General features: G+C 69.9%; 14 protein-coding genes and 1 pseudogene. 10 read left to right on the forward strand and 5 right to left on the reverse strand.

Annotated features, from left to right (window positions below):
* The first annotated feature begins 33 nt into the window (after positions 1–33).
* From OO70_RS19455 to fdhD, 3 genes and pseudogenes are all read left to right on the forward strand, one after another.
* Complete coding sequence (locus OO70_RS19455) at positions 34–1,005, forward strand: 2-dehydropantoate 2-reductase (protein WP_043672223.1); 972 nt, start codon at positions 34–36, stop codon at positions 1,003–1,005.
* Positions 1,006–1,012: 7 nt separating this feature from the next.
* Positions 1,013–1,159 (forward strand): annotated as a pseudogene (locus OO70_RS52495) (2Fe-2S iron-sulfur cluster-binding protein); the annotation flags it as partial.
* A 7-nt stretch (positions 1,160–1,166) separates the two neighbouring features.
* On the forward strand, positions 1,167–2,015 hold the full coding sequence (gene fdhD / locus OO70_RS19460) for a formate dehydrogenase accessory sulfurtransferase FdhD (protein WP_043672226.1): 849 nt from the start codon (positions 1,167–1,169) through the stop codon (positions 2,013–2,015).
* Positions 2,016–2,089: 74 nt separating this feature from the next.
* Here fdhD and OO70_RS19465 read toward each other — a convergent pair whose 3' ends face one another.
* Positions 2,090–2,914, reverse strand: a complete 825-nt coding sequence (locus tag OO70_RS19465) for a LysR family transcriptional regulator (protein ID WP_043672229.1) — start codon at positions 2,912–2,914, stop codon at positions 2,090–2,092.
* Positions 2,915–3,054: 140 nt separating this feature from the next.
* On the opposite strand from OO70_RS19465, the gene OO70_RS19470 reads away from it, so the two are divergent.
* Entirely contained in the window at positions 3,055–3,774 is a 720-nt protein-coding gene (locus OO70_RS19470) for an SDR family oxidoreductase (RefSeq protein ID WP_043672233.1), read from the forward strand.
* Positions 3,775–3,866: 92 nt separating this feature from the next.
* Here OO70_RS19470 and OO70_RS19475 read toward each other — a convergent pair whose 3' ends face one another.
* Both OO70_RS19475 and OO70_RS19480 read right to left on the reverse strand, forming a co-directional pair.
* A complete protein-coding gene (locus OO70_RS19475) occupies positions 3,867–4,415 on the reverse strand; it encodes an isochorismatase family protein (RefSeq protein ID WP_051741370.1) in 549 nt (182 codons plus the stop codon).
* A gap of 19 nt (positions 4,416–4,434) precedes the next feature.
* The gene (locus OO70_RS19480) at positions 4,435–4,872 is read right to left on the reverse strand and encodes a MarR family winged helix-turn-helix transcriptional regulator (protein ID WP_043672236.1); all 438 of its coding nucleotides are present in this window, start codon (positions 4,870–4,872) and stop codon (positions 4,435–4,437) included.
* 125 nt (positions 4,873–4,997) lie between these two features.
* Between OO70_RS19480 and OO70_RS19485 the strand changes: the two genes are divergently transcribed.
* From OO70_RS19485 to OO70_RS19495, 3 genes are all read left to right on the forward strand, one after another.
* Positions 4,998–5,915: a quinone oxidoreductase family protein gene (locus OO70_RS19485; protein ID WP_043672240.1), complete on the forward strand. Its 918-nt coding sequence runs from the start codon at positions 4,998–5,000 to the stop codon at positions 5,913–5,915.
* Between the two features lie 173 nt (positions 5,916–6,088).
* The gene (locus OO70_RS19490) at positions 6,089–7,954 is read left to right on the forward strand and encodes a sialidase family protein (protein WP_043672243.1); all 1,866 of its coding nucleotides are present in this window, start codon (positions 6,089–6,091) and stop codon (positions 7,952–7,954) included.
* Between the two features lie 10 nt (positions 7,955–7,964).
* Positions 7,965–9,200, forward strand: coding sequence for a DUF4185 domain-containing protein (locus OO70_RS19495; protein WP_043672246.1), 1,236 nt, complete (start codon positions 7,965–7,967; stop codon positions 9,198–9,200).
* Here the strand turns inward: OO70_RS19495 and OO70_RS19500 are convergent.
* Complete coding sequence (locus tag OO70_RS19500) at positions 9,133–10,149, reverse strand: bile acid:sodium symporter family protein (RefSeq protein WP_043672249.1); 1,017 nt, start codon at positions 10,147–10,149, stop codon at positions 9,133–9,135. The two genes, OO70_RS19495 and OO70_RS19500, sit on opposite strands and share 68 nt — an antisense overlap.
* 196 nt (positions 10,150–10,345) lie before the next feature.
* On the opposite strand from OO70_RS19500, the gene OO70_RS19505 reads away from it, so the two are divergent.
* On the forward strand, positions 10,346–11,215 hold the full coding sequence (locus OO70_RS19505; RefSeq protein ID WP_043672252.1) for a LysR substrate-binding domain-containing protein: 870 nt from the start codon (positions 10,346–10,348) through the stop codon (positions 11,213–11,215).
* A gap of 209 nt (positions 11,216–11,424) precedes the next feature.
* On the opposite strand, the gene OO70_RS19510 is transcribed toward OO70_RS19505, so the two are convergent.
* Positions 11,425–12,600, reverse strand: coding sequence for a DUF3500 domain-containing protein (locus OO70_RS19510; protein ID WP_267881220.1), 1,176 nt, complete (start codon positions 12,598–12,600; stop codon positions 11,425–11,427).
* A 618-nt stretch (positions 12,601–13,218) separates the two neighbouring features.
* Between OO70_RS19510 and OO70_RS19520 the strand changes: the two genes are divergently transcribed.
* Together OO70_RS19520 and OO70_RS19525 are read left to right on the forward strand one after the other, a co-directional pair.
* Positions 13,219–15,045, forward strand: a complete 1,827-nt coding sequence (locus OO70_RS19520) for an AMP-dependent synthetase/ligase (protein WP_043672260.1) — start codon at positions 13,219–13,221, stop codon at positions 15,043–15,045.
* Between the two features lie 101 nt (positions 15,046–15,146).
* Positions 15,147–15,983: an aldo/keto reductase gene (locus tag OO70_RS19525; RefSeq protein ID WP_043672833.1), complete on the forward strand. Its 837-nt coding sequence runs from the start codon at positions 15,147–15,149 to the stop codon at positions 15,981–15,983.
* Positions 15,984–16,131: the final 148 nt, after the last annotated feature.

A 16,131-nucleotide genomic window follows, 5' to 3' on the forward strand; every position in this document is an offset into this window, starting at 1 on the left:
GCGGTACTCCCTCGACCGAACGGAGAGTCTCCGGTGAAAGTCTCAGTCCTCGGCGCCGGTGCGATCGGCGCCTATGTCGGCGCCGCGTTGCACCGTGCGGGCGCCGATGTGCATCTCGTCGCCCGTGGACCGCATCTCGCGGCCATGAGGCAGCACGGTGTCCAAGTACTCAGCCCGCGCGGCGACTTCACCGCCCGCGTCCATGCCACCGACGACCCGGCCGAGATCGGCCCGGTCGACTTCGTCCTCCTCGGCCTGAAGGCCAACTCGTACGCGGCGTGCGGGCCGCTGATCGAGCCCCTGCTGCACGACACCACGGCGGTCGTGGCCGCCCAGAACGGCATCCCCTGGTGGTACTTCCACGCACACGGCGGGCCCTACGACGGGCAGCGCATCGAGAGTGTGGACCCGGACGGCGCGGTCAGTGCGGTGCTCGCGCCGGAACGGGCCGTCGGCTGTGTCGTCTACGCGGCAACAGAGCTGGCGGGACCGGGAGTTGTACGGCATCTCGAAGGGACCCGGTTCTCGATCGGGGAGCCCGACCGGAGCGTCTCGGCGCGCTGTCTGGCGCTGAGCGAGGCCATGCAGGCGGGCGGCCTGAAGTGCCCGGTCGAGCCGGAGCTGCGCAACGACATCTGGCTCAAGCTGCTCGGCAACATCTCCTTCAACCCGATCAGCGCGCTGGCCCGCGCCACCATGCGCCAGATGTGCCTGCACGGCGGTACCCGCAAGGTCATCGAGATCATGATGACCGAGACGCTGTCCGTCGCCGAGGCCCTGGGCTGCGAGGTCGGCGTCTCCATCGAACGGCGGCTCGCCGGCGCGGAACGCGTCGGCGACCATCGCACCTCGACGCTCCAGGACCTGGAGCGGGGCAAGCCGCTCGAACTCGACGTACTCCTCGCGGCCGTCGTCGAGTTGGCGGAGATCACCGGTGTGGAGGTGCCCACCCTGCGCACCGTGCACGCCATCTCGGACCTGCTCGCGCTGAGGAGCGCCGCATGAGCAGCCGTACCGGGGAGTGGGCTGCAACCTCACGCTGCACGTGCAGGACAATGAGATCGTGAAGGTCACCTCTCCGCACGACAACCCGGTGACCCACGGCAACCTCTGCATCAAGGGCCGTTTCGGCTACCAGCACGTACAGAACCGGGGCTGATCAGGACATGGGACGAGTCACGGAACGACGCAAGGTGATCCGGATCCGGGACGGCGCGGTCACCAGCCGCCCGGACACCCTCGTCGCCGAGGAACCCCTCGAGATCCGGCTCAACGGCAAACCGCTCGCGATCACCATGCGCACACCGGGCGACGACTTCGCGCTCGCGGCCGGTTTCCTGGTCAGCGAGGGTGTATTGGCTAATGCATACGATCTGCAGAACATCGTGTACTGCGCGGGGGCGACCGTCGACGGTTCGAACTCGTACAACGTGGTGGACGTACGAACCGCCCCGGACGTGGTGATGCCCGACATCACGTTGGAGCGCAACGTGTATACGACGTCCTCGTGCGGTCTGTGCGGCAAGGCGAGCCTGGACGCGGTCCGTACGACGGCTCGCTGGCCCATCGCGGACACTCCCCCGGTCCGTGTCGAGCCCTCGCTGCTCGCGGGCCTCCCCGACCGGCTGCGCGCGGCCCAGCGGGTCTTCGACCGGACCGGGGGTCTGCACGCGGCGGCCCTGTTCAGCGAGGAGGGCGAGCTGCTGGACGTACGGGAGGACGTGGGCCGGCACAACGCGGTCGACAAGCTGGTCGGCCGCGCCCTGCAGAACGGAGACCTGCCGCTGTCCCGGGTGATCCTGCTGGTGTCGGGCCGGGCCTCGTTCGAGCTGGCGCAGAAGGCCGTGATGGCGGGCATCCCGCTGCTGGCGGCGGTGTCGGCGCCCTCGTCGCTGGCCGTGGACCTGGCGCTGGAGACGGGTCTGACCCTGGTGGGCTTCCTGCGGGGCAGCAACATGAACGTGTACGCGGGCGAGGACCGCATCGCCCTGCGGGCCGCGGCCGCCCAGGGCTGAAGGTCCACGTCCCGCGTCACGGCGGCGGGGCCCCGGCCGGCGGGGAGCGCCCCCTGCGCCGCAGGGGCCCCGCCTCAGTCCTGGTCCCCGAGGCCTTGTGCGGCCTGGGTGAACGCCGTGATCAGGGGTGAGCGGCGGGCCGCCTCCCAGGCGAGGATCACCTGGTCGGGTTCGGCGTCGGTGACGGGGACGTAGGTGATGTCGGGGCGGGAGTACTGCTCGGCGACGGAGGTGGGGACGAGGGTGATGCCCGCTCCGGATGCCACGGCCTCGAACTTCTCCTCGATGCTGCGGATCGGTACGTCGTCCGGGCCTGGGTTGGCGTACCGCAGCCAGTTCTCACCGTCGAGGTCGGCCCGTACGAGGTCCTGTTTGCCGGCGAGCCGGTGGTCGGCGGGGAGCATCGCCACCCGGGTCTCGGTGAACAGGGGTAGCAGGGTGAGGCCCTGTTCGCGGATCGGGCGGCGCAGATAGGCGAGGTCGACGGTGCCGTCGAGGATCAGCTGTTCCTGGTCGTCCCATTCGACGCGGCGGGCCTTGACCTCGATGTCGGGGTGGGCGGCGCCGAAGGCGCGCAGGGTGCGGGTGACCACGACGCCCGCGCGGAAGCCGACGACGAGGCGGTGGGGTCCGCGCGCGGACCGCTGCACCCTGCGCCGCGTCGCGGTCGCCGAGGCGAGCAACGCATGCCCGTCGTCGAGGAGTTGACGCCCGGCCGCCGTCAATGTCACGCCGTGGCTGTCGCGTTCGAAGAGCGTGGCGTCCAAGTCCTTTTCCAGGGCCCGGATCTGACGGCTCAGCACCGGCTGTGCGATGTGCAGTCGCTCGGCCGCGCGCCCGAAGTGCAACAGCTCGGCGACCGCCACGAAGTAGCGGACCTTCCGCAGGTCGAGGTCCATGGACGTCGCCCCTTCCCGTGCTTCCGTGCCGCCGTCGGCGATGCCTTCAGGGTATCGCCACCGCCGAAAGAGGTCTTGGACGGCGGGGCGGTGGCGGTCGCAGGCTGGATCGCGTCACAGCAATGCGAAAGGGGCAGGACATGAGCCTGCAGGGACAGCGGATCGTCGTCATCGGCGGTACGGCGGGAATCGGGTTCGCCGTCGCGGAGGCCGCCGCGCGGGAGGGCGCCCGAGTGGTGGTCGCCTCGCGCCGGCAGGAGAGCGTGGACGCGGCGTTGAAGCGGCTCCCGGAGGACACCGAGGGCCGGGTGCTCGACGCGAGCGACGAGGAGGCGGTGCGGGACTTCTTCGCGGGGCTGGGCGGCTACGACCACCTGGTGTACACGGCGGGTGAGGCGCTGCTGATGGAGAGCCTCGCCGAGTCCGACCTCGGGCGGGCCCGCGCCTTCCTGGACATCCGGCTGTGGGGCGCGTACACGGCCGTGAAGTACGGCGCCGGGTCGATCCGGGAGGGCGGTTCCGTGGTCCTGACCACGGGCACCGCCGGGCGCAGGCCGCTGCCGGGGACGACCGTCGCCGCCGCCCTGTGCGGGGCGATGGAGTCGCTGACCCGGGCGCTGGCCCTGGAGCTGGCCCCGCTGCGGGTCAACGTGGTCTCGCCCGGCGTGGTCCGCACCGAGTTGTGGCGGGAGTTGGGCGACGAGAACCGGGACGGACTGTTCGCGTCCGTCGCCGGTTCGCTGCCGGTCGGCCGGATCGGCGAGCCAGAGGACATCGCCGAGGCGTATCTGTATCTGATGCGCGGCGGCTACACCACCGGTTCGACGGTGGTCGTGGACGGCGGCACGGTCCTCGTCTGACCACTCGGGCGCCCGTACCGCCGGCCCGGAGCAGAGCGCGTCTCAGCCGCCGGGCGCGAAGCCCTCCTCAACCACCCGGCATGAGGCGCACCTCAGCCGCCCGTCGCGAACCGCACCTCCGCCGCCGTCACCACCGACCCCAGTCGCGGGAAGTCGAGCCTGACCGACGCCTGGTGCTCGGCCGCGGTGAACGCGCTCATGGCGTCCTCGACGAAGACGAGGTCGTAGCCGAGGTCGCCGGCGGCGCGGGCGGTGGACTCCACACCGAGGTTGGTGGCGATCCCGCCGAACACCAGGGTGCTGACGCCCCGTTCACGCAGGCGGGCGTCAAGTCCCGTGCCCTGGAAGCCACCGATCGTCCGCTTCACGATCTCCAGGTCACCGTCCCGGGCCAGCCCGTCCGCGAGTCCGCTGCCGGAGGGCTGCTCGGCGATGCCCGGGCGTTCGACCCGGATCAGTACGACGAGCGCGCCAGCGGAGCGGAAGCCGGTGGCCAACTCCTCGGCCGCAGCGAGGACTTCGGTGCCCTTGTACGGTTCGAGCGGCAGCGCGACGATGCGGTCCATGAGGTCGACCAGGACCAGGGCGGTGCGCTCGGGGTCGAGGGCGAGCCGGGGTTCGGGAGTCTGCGGTGGGGTCATGACGGAACGTTAGCTCCCGTCAGCCGTCCGTACCGGAAATCCGGATCAACAGCCCCATGAACCGGTCACGTTCGGCCACCGACAGCGGGGCGAGGAGTTGCTTGTTGGCCTCGCGGGCCGCCTTCTCGCAGCGCTTCAGCAGCCGTTCACCCTCCGTCGTGAGCGAGACGGCGTTCTTGCGGCGGTCCTTCGGGTCCGGTTCCCGTACGACCAGACCGGCGGACTGGAGGTCGTTGAGGACGCCGACCAGGTCCTTGGGGTCGAGCCCGACACCGCGGCCGAGGTCGGCCTGGGCGACGGGGGCGAGATCGCGGACGGCGGAGAGCACCACGTGGTGCCACATCTTCAGGCCCTCGGCGGCCAGCGCGTCGGCGACGAGGGCCCGGCCGCGTGCGGCGGCCCGGCCGAGGAGCCAGCTGGGGAGCGAGCGGATCGCGGGGAGGGGTGCTTCGGCCATGCGGGCAGCCTACCCAAAAGTCGTTGGACTTCCCAACGAAATCGTGAATATCATTGGACCTCCCAACGATCCCCGGCGATCCCCAGCCGGCTCCTCGGCGATCCCCCATGCTTCCTGGAGGTGCGATGCGTCGCGTCCGGTACGAGTCCACCGGCGGCCCGCTGTTCCTGGAGGAGACCCCCGTCCCCGAACCGGGCCCCGGCGAACTCCTCGTCCGCGCCGAGGCGATCGGGGTCACCCTGCCCGTCGTCCGCAAGGTCACCGAAGCCACCGAGCCGATCCCGCTCGGCGGCGAGATCGCGGGCGAGGTGGTCGCCGTAGGACATGGTGTGACCCGTTTCCGGGCGGGCGAGCGCGTGACGGGGCTGTGTTTCGGGCACGGGTACGCCGACTTCGCGGTTCTCCACGAAGCCATGGCCTCGCCCGTGCCCGACACCGTGTCCGCCGTCGACGCGGTCGCGCTGGTCCGCAGCGGACTGGTGGCACTGGGCGCGCTGGACGCGGCCCGTCCCGAACCCGGCGAAGCCGCGCTGATCACGGCGGCGGCGAGCGGAGTCGGCCATCTCGCCGTGCAGTTGGCGAAGGTGCGGGGCGCCGGGCGGGTCGTGGGCGCGGTCTCCGATCCGGCGAAGGCCGACTTCGTGCGCGCGCTGGGTGCCGACGAGGTGATCACCTACGACCGGGAGGACTGGGGCGACCCCGTCGACTATGTACTCGACGCGGTGGGCGGCGAGTTGCTGACCCCGGCGATCACGGCGCTCGTTCCGGGCGGGCGGCTCGTGGCGTACAGCTCGGGCGGCGGGACGATCGAGGCGTACGACCTTCTCGTGGGCGCCAAGTCCGTGATCGGGTTCCAGATGGCGCGGATCGCGCGCGGGAGGCCGGAGTTGTACGAGCGGTGGCGTCAGGAGCTGTGGCGGCTGTTCTCCGAGGGCGCCCTGAAACCGGCGGTGCACGGGGAGTTCGGGCTGGCGGAGGCGGCGAAGGCGCACGAGGTGATCGAGTCGCGGAGCAACCTGGGCAAGGTCGTTCTGCGCCCCTGAGATGCCCGGCCGCAGCTGACGATCACTCACCACTCGCCCGGTGCTGCGAAGTTGTGCGACGACGAGGGCTGCACGCTTCTTGTGAGGCACGGGAGGCCCCAACTAACGTCTGTGAAGCGCCCGTTGGACGTGGGATGTCCGGATGTCCAGACGAATGAAGGGCAGGTCGCTCCATGCCGTCAAGGCTTCGCACACGTCTGAGATCCACCCTCACCGCCGCACTCACCCTGGCCGCGCTGCTCATGCTCCCGAGTCCGGCGCACGCCACCGCCCAAACCGCCTCCCCCGAGTTCGACCAGCAGGTTCTCTTCAAGGCCTCCCAGGACCCGGGCTACGCCTGCTTCCGCATCCCCGCGATCGTGCGGACGAACGACGGCACGCTGCTCGCGTTCGCCGAGGGCCGGGTCCTCAACTGCGGTGACGCCGCCGACATCGACATCGTCGTCAAGCGCTCCACGGACGACGGTCTCACCTGGAGCCCGCTGGAGGTCGTCAACGACGGCGGCGGCGACACGCACGGCAACCCGGCGCCCATCGTGGACCGCAGGACGGGCCGCATCCTGCTCGCCGAGACGTACAACACGGGCCGTACGGACGGCGCCGGCTGCTCGGTCCCCTGCGACCGCACCCCGCACATGCAGTACAGCGACGACGACGGACTCACCTGGTCGCAGCCGCGTGACCTGAGCGCCGAGATCCTGCCCCCGAACTGGAACTCCTGGTACGCCACCGGCCCCGTGCACGGCATCCAGCTCACCCGCGGCAAGCACAAGGGCCGGCTCGTGTTCGGCGTCAACACCGAGACCTGGGACGGGAGTCGGGTCACCGCCAACAACGCGGCGCTGATCGTGAGCGACGACGACGGCGACCACTGGAGGATCGGTGCCACCGACTCGTATCCGATCGCGACCGACGGGACGTGGCGGCAGAAGCCGTCCGAGGTGACGCTGACCGAGCGCACCGACGGCTCGGTCCTGGTCAGCGGGCGCGAGCAGGACGGCACCGACCTCGGCCATCGCACCCAGGCGGTCAGCCGTGACGGCGGCGACAGCTTCATCGCGCCCTTCCGCGACCTGCCCGACCTGTACGCCCCGCAGGTCCAGTGCTCGACGCTCGGCGTCGGCTCCCGCATCCTGCTGGCCTGCGACGCCGATCCCGACCGCCGCCGCACGATGATGATCCGCTCCTCCTACGACGGCGGCCGCACCTGGGACAGCGTGGACCGCGGCACGGTCGTGACGAAGGACTGGTCGGGCTACTCCGACATGGCGCGCGTCGACGGCGACACGGTGGGCCTGCTCTACGAGGGCGGTGCCGTGACCGCCACCGACGAGATCCGCTTCGCCCGCTTCAACGCGGCCTGGCTGCAACCGCGTCGGGGCCCGGACCCGACGACCGCCGATCTCGCCCCGCACGCCAGGCGCGCGGCCGTGCTCGGCGGCGCCCAGGAAACCGACGGCGTGTCCGGCGGCGCCCTGTCCTTCGACGGTGTCGACGACGCCGTACGCCTGCCGTACAGCGACCGACTGCCCCTGGGGACAAAGGACTTCACGGTGTCCCTCTGGTTCCGCTACACCGCCACGACGGGTGATCAGCCGTTCCTGTGGATGGGCGGGGTCGGCACCACCCAGCCGCAGGTCTGGCTGCGCGGCGAGCCCGCGGGCAACCATGTCCGGGCGCTGATCACCACCCGCGTCGGCGCGACGACCGTGCACACCACGTCGGTGGTCACCGCCGGCGCCTACAACGACGGCGTGTGGCACCAGGCCGTACTGCGGCGCGGCGGTGGGCAGTTGACGCTGTCCGTCGACGGGACGGCGGTGAGCACGGCGGACATCGTGGGGTCCGTCAGCCGCAACTCGCCGTTCGGTGTGCATGTCGGCCAACGCATGGACAGCATGCAGTACTTCACCGGGTCGCTCGACGAAGTCCACGTCTGGGACCGGCTGTTGACGGACGACGAACTGGCCGCGGAGCACCCCTCTCCCGACGGCACCGTCCTGTGGCTGCCCATGGACCACGTGAGCGACAGCCACTAACGTCCCGGGCGTGCCCGAGGACCGAGCACGACGGCGGATGGGAGCCGGGGTCGGCCTGCTGCTGACCCTGGCTCTCGCGGCCGTGCTGCTCACCGCCCTCCCCAAGGACCACGACCGGGAGGGCGGCGGCACGTGCACGGCCCGTACGGTGCGCTCCTGGTCGAACGACACGAAGCTCACCAACTCCTTTGCCGCGTACGGCGACGACGAGACCCGCGCCGACGACTGGACCGGCGGCGACGGCACCCACTCGGTGCGGCTGCCGGACGGGCGGCTGCTGTGGCTGTTCTCCGACACCTACCTCGGCCAGGTGCACGGCCCGCCCAACCCGGTCGGCGAGTCGTACGCCTGGCGGGACACCACAGCCCCGCTGGTGCGCAACTCGGCGGTGGTGATGCGCGACGGAAAGCCTCAACTCACGCTCCCCGCCCCACTGTTCCCCGATCCCGCCCCGAACGAGTGGCGTTGGCCGGTGGCGGCCCGTGTCGAGCCCCGCTCCCCCGGCTCGGCCGAGTCCGTCGTACGGGTGCTGCTGTGGACGCGGACGGTCGGGCAGTATCCGTGGATCTACGGTGTGCCGACCGCGACCGAGGTGGCCACGCTGTCGCTGCCGGACCTGCGGGTGGAGTCGATCGTGAAGGTCTTCGACCAGCAGTTGGTCCAGGACCCGTCCCGGCGTGTGCAGTTCGGGACGACGTTGGTCGCGGCGGGCGGCTGGACGTATGTCTTCGGTGGGAACGACGCGCAGGCCGCGGCCCGGCCGACGTCCTCGGCGTATGTGGCGCGGGTGCCGGAGGGGCGGCTCGGGGAGCCGGGTGCCTGGGAGTACTGGGACGGCTCGGCGTGGACGGCCCGGGCCGGACCCTCGCCGGTGCTCGGGGACGGGCAACGCATCGGTGTGGGCAGCGCGTTCTCGGTGATGCGGGACGGCGGGACGTACGTCCTGTTCACGATGGCCGCGGGCAGCCGGGGGCTCACCACCGTCACCTCGTACTGGGCCTGTTCACCCACGGGCCCGTGGCACGGGCCGACCGGGAGTCTCAGCCCGCCGCTGCCGCAGGGGCAGGTCGCCGCGTACAACCCGCAGGTGCACACGGCGCTCGACGGCGACGGGCGGATCGTCCTCAGCTACGACGTCAACTGGCTGGACGCGACGGCCTATTCGGCCGCGTTGAACCTCAGCCGGAACGTGTCGCTGTACCGACCGCGGTTCGTGACGCTGCGGTTGGGGCCGCCGCCTCGATGACCTCGGGCTGCGGATCGCGGGCACGGCGCTTGGCGATGACCGCGCACACCATCAGCTGCATCTGGTGGAACAGCATCAGCGGCAGCACAGCGAGGGAGGCGTGGGCGCCGAACAGGACGCTGGCCATGGGCAGTCCGGAGGCGAGGGACTTCTTCGAGCCGGCGAACTGGATGGCGATCCGGTCCTCCCGGTCGAAGCGCAGCGCCTTGCCGCCGTACCAGGTCAGGCTGAGCATCACCGCGAGGATGACGGCCTCGACGGCGAGCAGCGCGCCGAGGCGGACCGCGCTGACCTGGTGCCAGATGCCCTGGACCATGCCCTCGCTGAACGCGGTGTAGACGACGAGGAGGATCGAGGCGCGGTCGACGTAGCCGAGGACCTTCTTGTGCCGGGTGATGAAGCCGCCGACCCAGCGCCGCAGCAACTGCCCCGCCAGGAACGGCACGAGGAGTTGCAGAACGATCTTGACGAGGGAGTCGGCGGAGAAGCCGCCCGCGTTGCCGCCGAGCAACGCCGCCGCGAGCAGCGGGGTGATGACGATGCCGGCGAGCGAGGAGAAGGAGCCCGCGCAGATCGCGGCGGGCACGTTACCGCGCGCGATCGACGTGAACGCGATCGACGACTGGACGGTCGACGGGACGAGGGTGAGGAAGAGCAGCCCCTGGTAGAGGGGGTGGGTCAGCAGCACCGGGACGAGACCGCGGGCGGCCAGCCCGAGCAGCGGGAAGACGACGAAGGTGCAGGCCAGGACGGTGGTGTGCAGCCGCCAGTGCTTGAGCCCGTCCAGTGCCTCACGCGTCGACAGCCGGGCGCCGTAGAGGAAGAAGAGGAAGGCGATCGCGGCCGTGGAGGCGCCCGAGGCGACGTCGGCGCCGGTGCCTCTGGCGGGGAGGAGTGCGGCGAGGCCCACCGTCCCGAGCAGCAGCAGGATGTAGGGGTCGATCGGCATCCGACTCGGCCATCGCAGGCGTTTCACTGTGCTCCACTGTCTCGCTTGTCGCGCTGTACGTCCGGTCCGTCCTCCGGCGCGGACTCGTGCCCTCCCCATCCTCCTCTCCGGGCTCTTGATCGGGAATCCGTCATACCGCTCTCACTGCCATCACGTATCGCGATAACCGAGCCCGGTGTATGCCATGGTGTATGCCATGTACGACCTCTCCCACCTGCGCACTTTCCTCGCGGTGTCCCAGACCCTGAGTTTCACGCAGGCCGCCCGGCGGCTCGGGCTGCGCCAGTCCACCGTGAGCCAGCACGTGCGACGCCTGGAGGACGCGACGGGACGGCAGCTGTTCACCCGGGACACGCACTCCGTGGAGCTGACCGAGGACGGCGAGGCGATGCTCGGCTTCGCACGCCGCATCCTGGAGGTGCAGGAGCAGGCGTCGGCGTTCTTCACCGGCACCCGCGTGCGCGGCCGGCTCCGCTTCGGCGCGTCCGAGGACTTCGTCCTGACCCGGCTCCCGGAGATCCTGGAGGGCTTCCGCTACGACCATCCCGAGGTCGACCTCGAGCTGACGGTGGAACTGTCCGGCACGCTGCACGAGCAACTCGCCGCCGGGAAGCTGGACCTGGTGCTGGCGAAGCGGCGCGCCGAGGACCCGCGGGGCGAACTGGTCTGGCACGACAAGCTGGTGTGGATCGGCGCGGAGCGGCTCCGCCTGGACGCCGATCGCCCTGTGCCCCTGATCGTCTACCCGCCGCCCGGCATCACCCGGGCGCTCGCGCTGGAGGCGCTGGAGCGGCAGGGGCGGGCGTGGCGCATCGCGTGCACGAGCGGGAGCCTGAACGGGCTGATCGCGGCGGCTCGGGCGGGGCTGGGGGTGATGGCCCACTCGCGGGGGCTGGTGCCGCCGGGGTTGGTACGGATGCCGGAGCGGGCGGGGTTGCCGGAGCTGGGCGAGGTCGATTTCGTGCTGGTGCACGGGCGGCGGCGGGTTTCGGCGCAGGGGGCGGCGGACGCGTTGGCGGCGGCGATTCTGGCGGGCGGGGATCGATTGCACCGGCGCGGTCCGTAGTCCCGGTTGTTCATTGTGGGGCGATGCCGGGATCGAATTCCGCGAGGGTGAGAAATAGCGGCGGACGAGAATTCCGGCAGCGACACATTCCTCGACAGGCGGCGCGTGGTTGCCGGAATTGCCGTAGGCGCTCGGAGTGAAAGTGTGGAAATGCGCGACAGCGGGCGGCGCTGCCAGGAGCAGCGCCGCCCGTTACGGTGTCGGGCGGGTCAGGAGAAGGAGAACTCTCCTCCGTAGTCGGTGTCGTGGTCGCGGTAGACGGAGCTGTAGTTGAGCTGGCTGGTGTCGACGACGCCGTCCTTGACGGAGAACTCGATCCAGACACCGGGTCCGTCGATGCGGACGTAGTCGCCGGCGGTGTCCAGTGCGGTGGTGCCGGAGTAGGAGATGTAGGTGTCGTCGAGCTCCGACTTGTAGGTGCTCAGGGTGGACTCGGCGGTCGTGTCGTCCGCGGCCTCCACCCACGGCGTGATGGCGTCGAGCACCAACTGCTGCTGGTCATCGGTCAGTTCGCTGACCGCGAGGCCCTCCTTGGTGTCGGGGAAGTCGCCGTCCTCGTCCGGGCCGAGCACCACGTCGGTGGTGGAGTCGGAGAGCTTCGCCTCCGTCAACTCGTCGTCGCTCAGGCCTTCGAGCATCGCCTCCATCCCGTCGTGCATCCCGGACAGGGGTGCGTAGGTGGTGTCGTCGTCGGTCCAGGTGGCGGGTTCCACTCCGACGAAGTACGGGGTGGTGCCCACGACCTCCCCGTCCTTGTAGGTGAGGTTCACGGCCAACTGGTCGCCGCCGAAGTGCAGTTGCCAGGTGCCGGAGGTGCTCGGGGTGCCCAGGAAGGCGAGGTAGTAGTTGCCGCTGCCGTAGCTGCTGTCGGTCTCGCCCAGGACGTCGTCGGCCGCCAGGATCTGGCTGATCTGGTCGTAGCCGGTGTCGGTGCCGGTGCCCGTGGCCGCCTCGATCACGGCCTTGGCGGCGGTGAGTTGGGTGTCGCTGAGCGTGCTCAGCTCGATGCCGACCCGGCAGGTGGCACCGCACGCCTCGTTCGACCAGGCGACGGCGTTGGCCTGGGTGAAGTCGAGGAGTACGTCGGCCTGTTGGTCGTCGTCCAGGGTGTCCAGGAACGCGTTGGCGGCGTCGACCACGTCCGAGACGGACGAGCCCGTCCCGGCGGTGCCCGTGGGTGCGGGGGCGGATGCGGATCCAGGGGTGGACGGGGAAGTGGATCCGGGGTTGGACGGGGATGTCGATCCCGGGGTGGAGGGGGAGGTGGATCCGGGGTCGGACGCGGATGCGGAGACGCCGGTGGACGGGTCGGTCTGGACGGACGCGGCGTTCGCATTGGCGTACAGCGCGCCACCGAGCAGGGTCGTCGCAGCGGCTAAAGCCATGACCACCTTCCTGCGGCGACCCAGATTCCTGCGGTGAGCATTTTTGGTCTTCAATTCAATATTCCCTTCAGGGGTCTCGCCCGGCGGATTTCCGAAGATTGCTTCCGGCCTCGAAAAAGATCTTTCGGGAAATCCCTGCGACATCGGTTCGGACAAGCCACATTCGATCGCCGAACACTGTGATTCACATCTCCGAGTGCTTGGTTTTGAGCATGATTTATCTTGAACTTACTTTGAGCCGGGGCGAGTTGACGGGCACGGTCGCATCCCGAGGCGGGGAAATTCACGCTTTAGCCGTTTTTCTCCGACCCGGCCGGCGGAGTGACGGAATCGGCCGCGCGGACGCTGACCGAGGAGGAGACGGCGTCACACCGGTGACGTCGCACGAGCGGGACGCCAGGGGTGACCGGGTCGTACAGATTCAGTGGAGATTACGGGGCCGAAACCTACGGAACCGTAAGGATTTCTGTCCGACCCTTCCCCTTGTGAGGGCATTTTCCTTCGCTGACCAGTACGTACGTGAGCACTGCTCGGTTTCCGACCCCCTCCCGCCCTTCCGTCCGGTGGGGTAGCTTTCACGGCGCTGTGGGGAGTGCCAACAGGAGCGGGGAGCGGGGTTTGCGCGAGTACAACAACCCTCCGTTGGCGTTGGCACCGCCGGTGGGCGGTCTGGCCGACGTCGTCTTCGAGCGTGCCCAGGACCAGCCCCTCCACGTCTCCCTCGGCCGCAAGGACGAGCAGGGCGAGTGGCGGGACGTGACCGCCGCCGAGTTCCGCGACGAGGTCCTCGCCCTCGCCAAGGGCCTGCTCGCCCGGGGCGTCCGCTTCGGCGACCGGGTCGCGATCATGTCCCGTACCCGCTACGAGTGGACGCTGTTCGACTTCGCGCTGTGGACGATCGGCGCCCAGGTCGTGCCGGTCTACCCCACGTCGTCGGCCGAGCAGTGCTTCTGGATGCTGCACGACGCGCAGGTCTCCGCGGCGATGGTCGAGCACGAGGACCACGCGATGACCATCGCCACCGTCATCGACCGCCTGCCCGCGCTGCACCAGCTGTGGCAGCTCGACACGGGCGCCGTGCAGGAGTTGTACGACGCCGGCGCGCACATCGAGGACGAGGTGGTGCACCGGCACCGCCAGGCCGTCACCCCGGACTCGACCGCGACGATCATCTACACCTCGGGCACCACGGGCCGCCCCAAGGGCTGTGTCATCTCGCACGGCAACTTCATGTACGAGGCGGACACGGTCATCGACACCTGGGAGTCCGTCTTCCACTCCAAGAAGGGCGACGAGGCGGCGACCCTGCTCTTCCTGCCGCTGGCGCACGTCTTCGGGCGGATGGTGGAGGTCGCGGCGATCCGCGGCGGGGTCCGCTTCGGACACCAGCCGCAGCTCAACGCGGCCGTCCTGCTTCCCGACCTGGTCGCCTTCAAGCCGACGTTCATCCTCGCCGTGCCGTACATCTTCGAGAAGGTCTTCAACGCGGCCCGCCGCAAGGCCGAGAAGGACGGCAAGGCCGGGCCGTTCGAGAAGGCCGTCGAGGTCGCGGTGAAGTACGCGGACGCGATCGAGGAGAAGGCCTGGGGCATCGGCCCGGGCCCGTCCGCCGGGCTGCGCATGCAGCACCAGCTCTTCGACAAACTCGTCTACTCCAAAGTGCGGGCCGCGATGGGCGGCCGTATCCGCAACGCCATGTCCGGCGGGTCGGCCATGGACCGTCGCCTCGGACTGTTCTTCGCGGGCGCGGGCGTGCAGATCTACGAGGGCTACGGCCTCACCGAGTCCACGGCCGCCGCGACCGCCAACCCGCCCGACCGCACCCGCTACGGCACGGTCGGCCAGGCCGTGCCGGGCGTCACCGTGCACATCGCGGACGACGGCGAGATCTGGCTGAACGGTCCCAACGTCTTCCAGGGCTATCTCAACAACCAGAAGGCCACCGACGAGACCCTGCACGACGGCTGGCTCGCCACCGGCGACCTGGGCTCCCTCGACGAGGACGGCTATCTCACGATCACCGGGCGCAAGAAGGAGATCCTGGTGACCTCCGGCGGCAAGAGCGTCGCGCCCGGGCTCCTTGAGGAGCGGGTGCGGGACCATCCACTGGTCTCGCAGTGCATCGTCGTCGGCAACGACCGCCCCTACATCGCCGCCCTCGTCACCCTCGACCACGAGGCCGTCGAGCACTGGCTCACCATGCGCGGCAAGCCGCAGATGACTCCGGCCCAGCTGGTGCGGGACGCCGACCTGGAGACCGAGGTGCGGCGCGCGGTGGTCGCCGCGAACACCCTGGTCTCGCAGGCCGAGTCGATCCGCACCTTCCGGATACTGGCCCAGCCCTTCACCGAGGAGCACGGCCTCCTGACCCCGTCCCTGAAGCTGAAGCGCAAGGCCATCGAGACCACCTACGCCAACGAGGTCGAGGCGTTGTACCGCGCCTGAGCGACGCACACCCCGCCACGGATTTCTCGGTCAGGAATGCATCACGGCCCGTGATCGTTGACGATGTGAGTACCAACCGACGACTGAAGGATCGAGAGCTCGTGAGCAGCAAGGTCCCCCCGATCATCCTCAACAACGGTGTCGAGATGCCCCAGCTGGGCTTCGGCGTCTGGCAGGTGCCGGACGACGAGGCGGAGCGGGCGGTGGCCACGGCGCTCGAGGCCGGGTACCGCAGCATCGACACAGCCGCGATCTACGGCAACGAAGAGGGCACCGGAAAGGCCATCGCCGCCTCCGGTGTCCCGCGCGAGGAACTCTTCGTCACCACCAAGCTCTGGAACAGCGACCAGGGGTACGACGCCACGCTGCGCGCCTTCGACGTGTCGCTGGCGAAGCTCGGCCTGGAGTACCTGGATCTGTACCTGATCCACTGGCCCACCCCGGCCCGGGACAAGTACCTCGACAGCTACAAGGCGTTCGAGAAGCTGCACGCGGACGGCCGGATTCGCGCCATCGGCGTCTCCAACTTCGAACCCGACCACCTGGCCCGGCTGATCGCCGAGACGTCCGTCATCCCGGCGGTCGACCAGATCGAGCTGCACCCGCAGCTGCAGCAGCGCGCGGCACGTGAGTACCACGCGGAGCAGGGCATCGCGACCGAGGCCTGGTCGCCGCTCGGCTCGGGCAAGGGCCTCCTGGAGGTCCCGGCGATCGTCGCCATCGCCCAGAAGCACGGCCGTACCCCGGCCCAGGTCGTGCTGCGCTGGCACATCCAACTGGGCAACGTGGTGATCCCCAAGTCCGTGACGCCGTCGCGGATCAAGGAGAACATCGAGGTCTTCGACTTCAGCCTGGACACCGAGGACCTCGCGGCGATCAGCGCGCTGAACGAGGACCGCCGGCTGGGTCCCGACCCGTCGACGTTCAACATGGGCTGAGCCCAGGAACCCGAACCAGCCAAGACGAAGCGCCCCGGAGCCCGACTCCGGGGCGCTTCGCGTTTCCGTGACGACGGGGACTTGGTTCGTACCAGGGTCTTGACGCGAGCATGCAGATAGGGCCACCTTGTTGCGCACCCGGTAAGGA

This window comes from Streptomyces xylophagus (genome assembly GCF_000716435.1).
GTDB classification, from domain to species: Bacteria; Actinomycetota; Actinomycetes; order Streptomycetales; family Streptomycetaceae; genus Streptomyces; species Streptomyces xylophagus.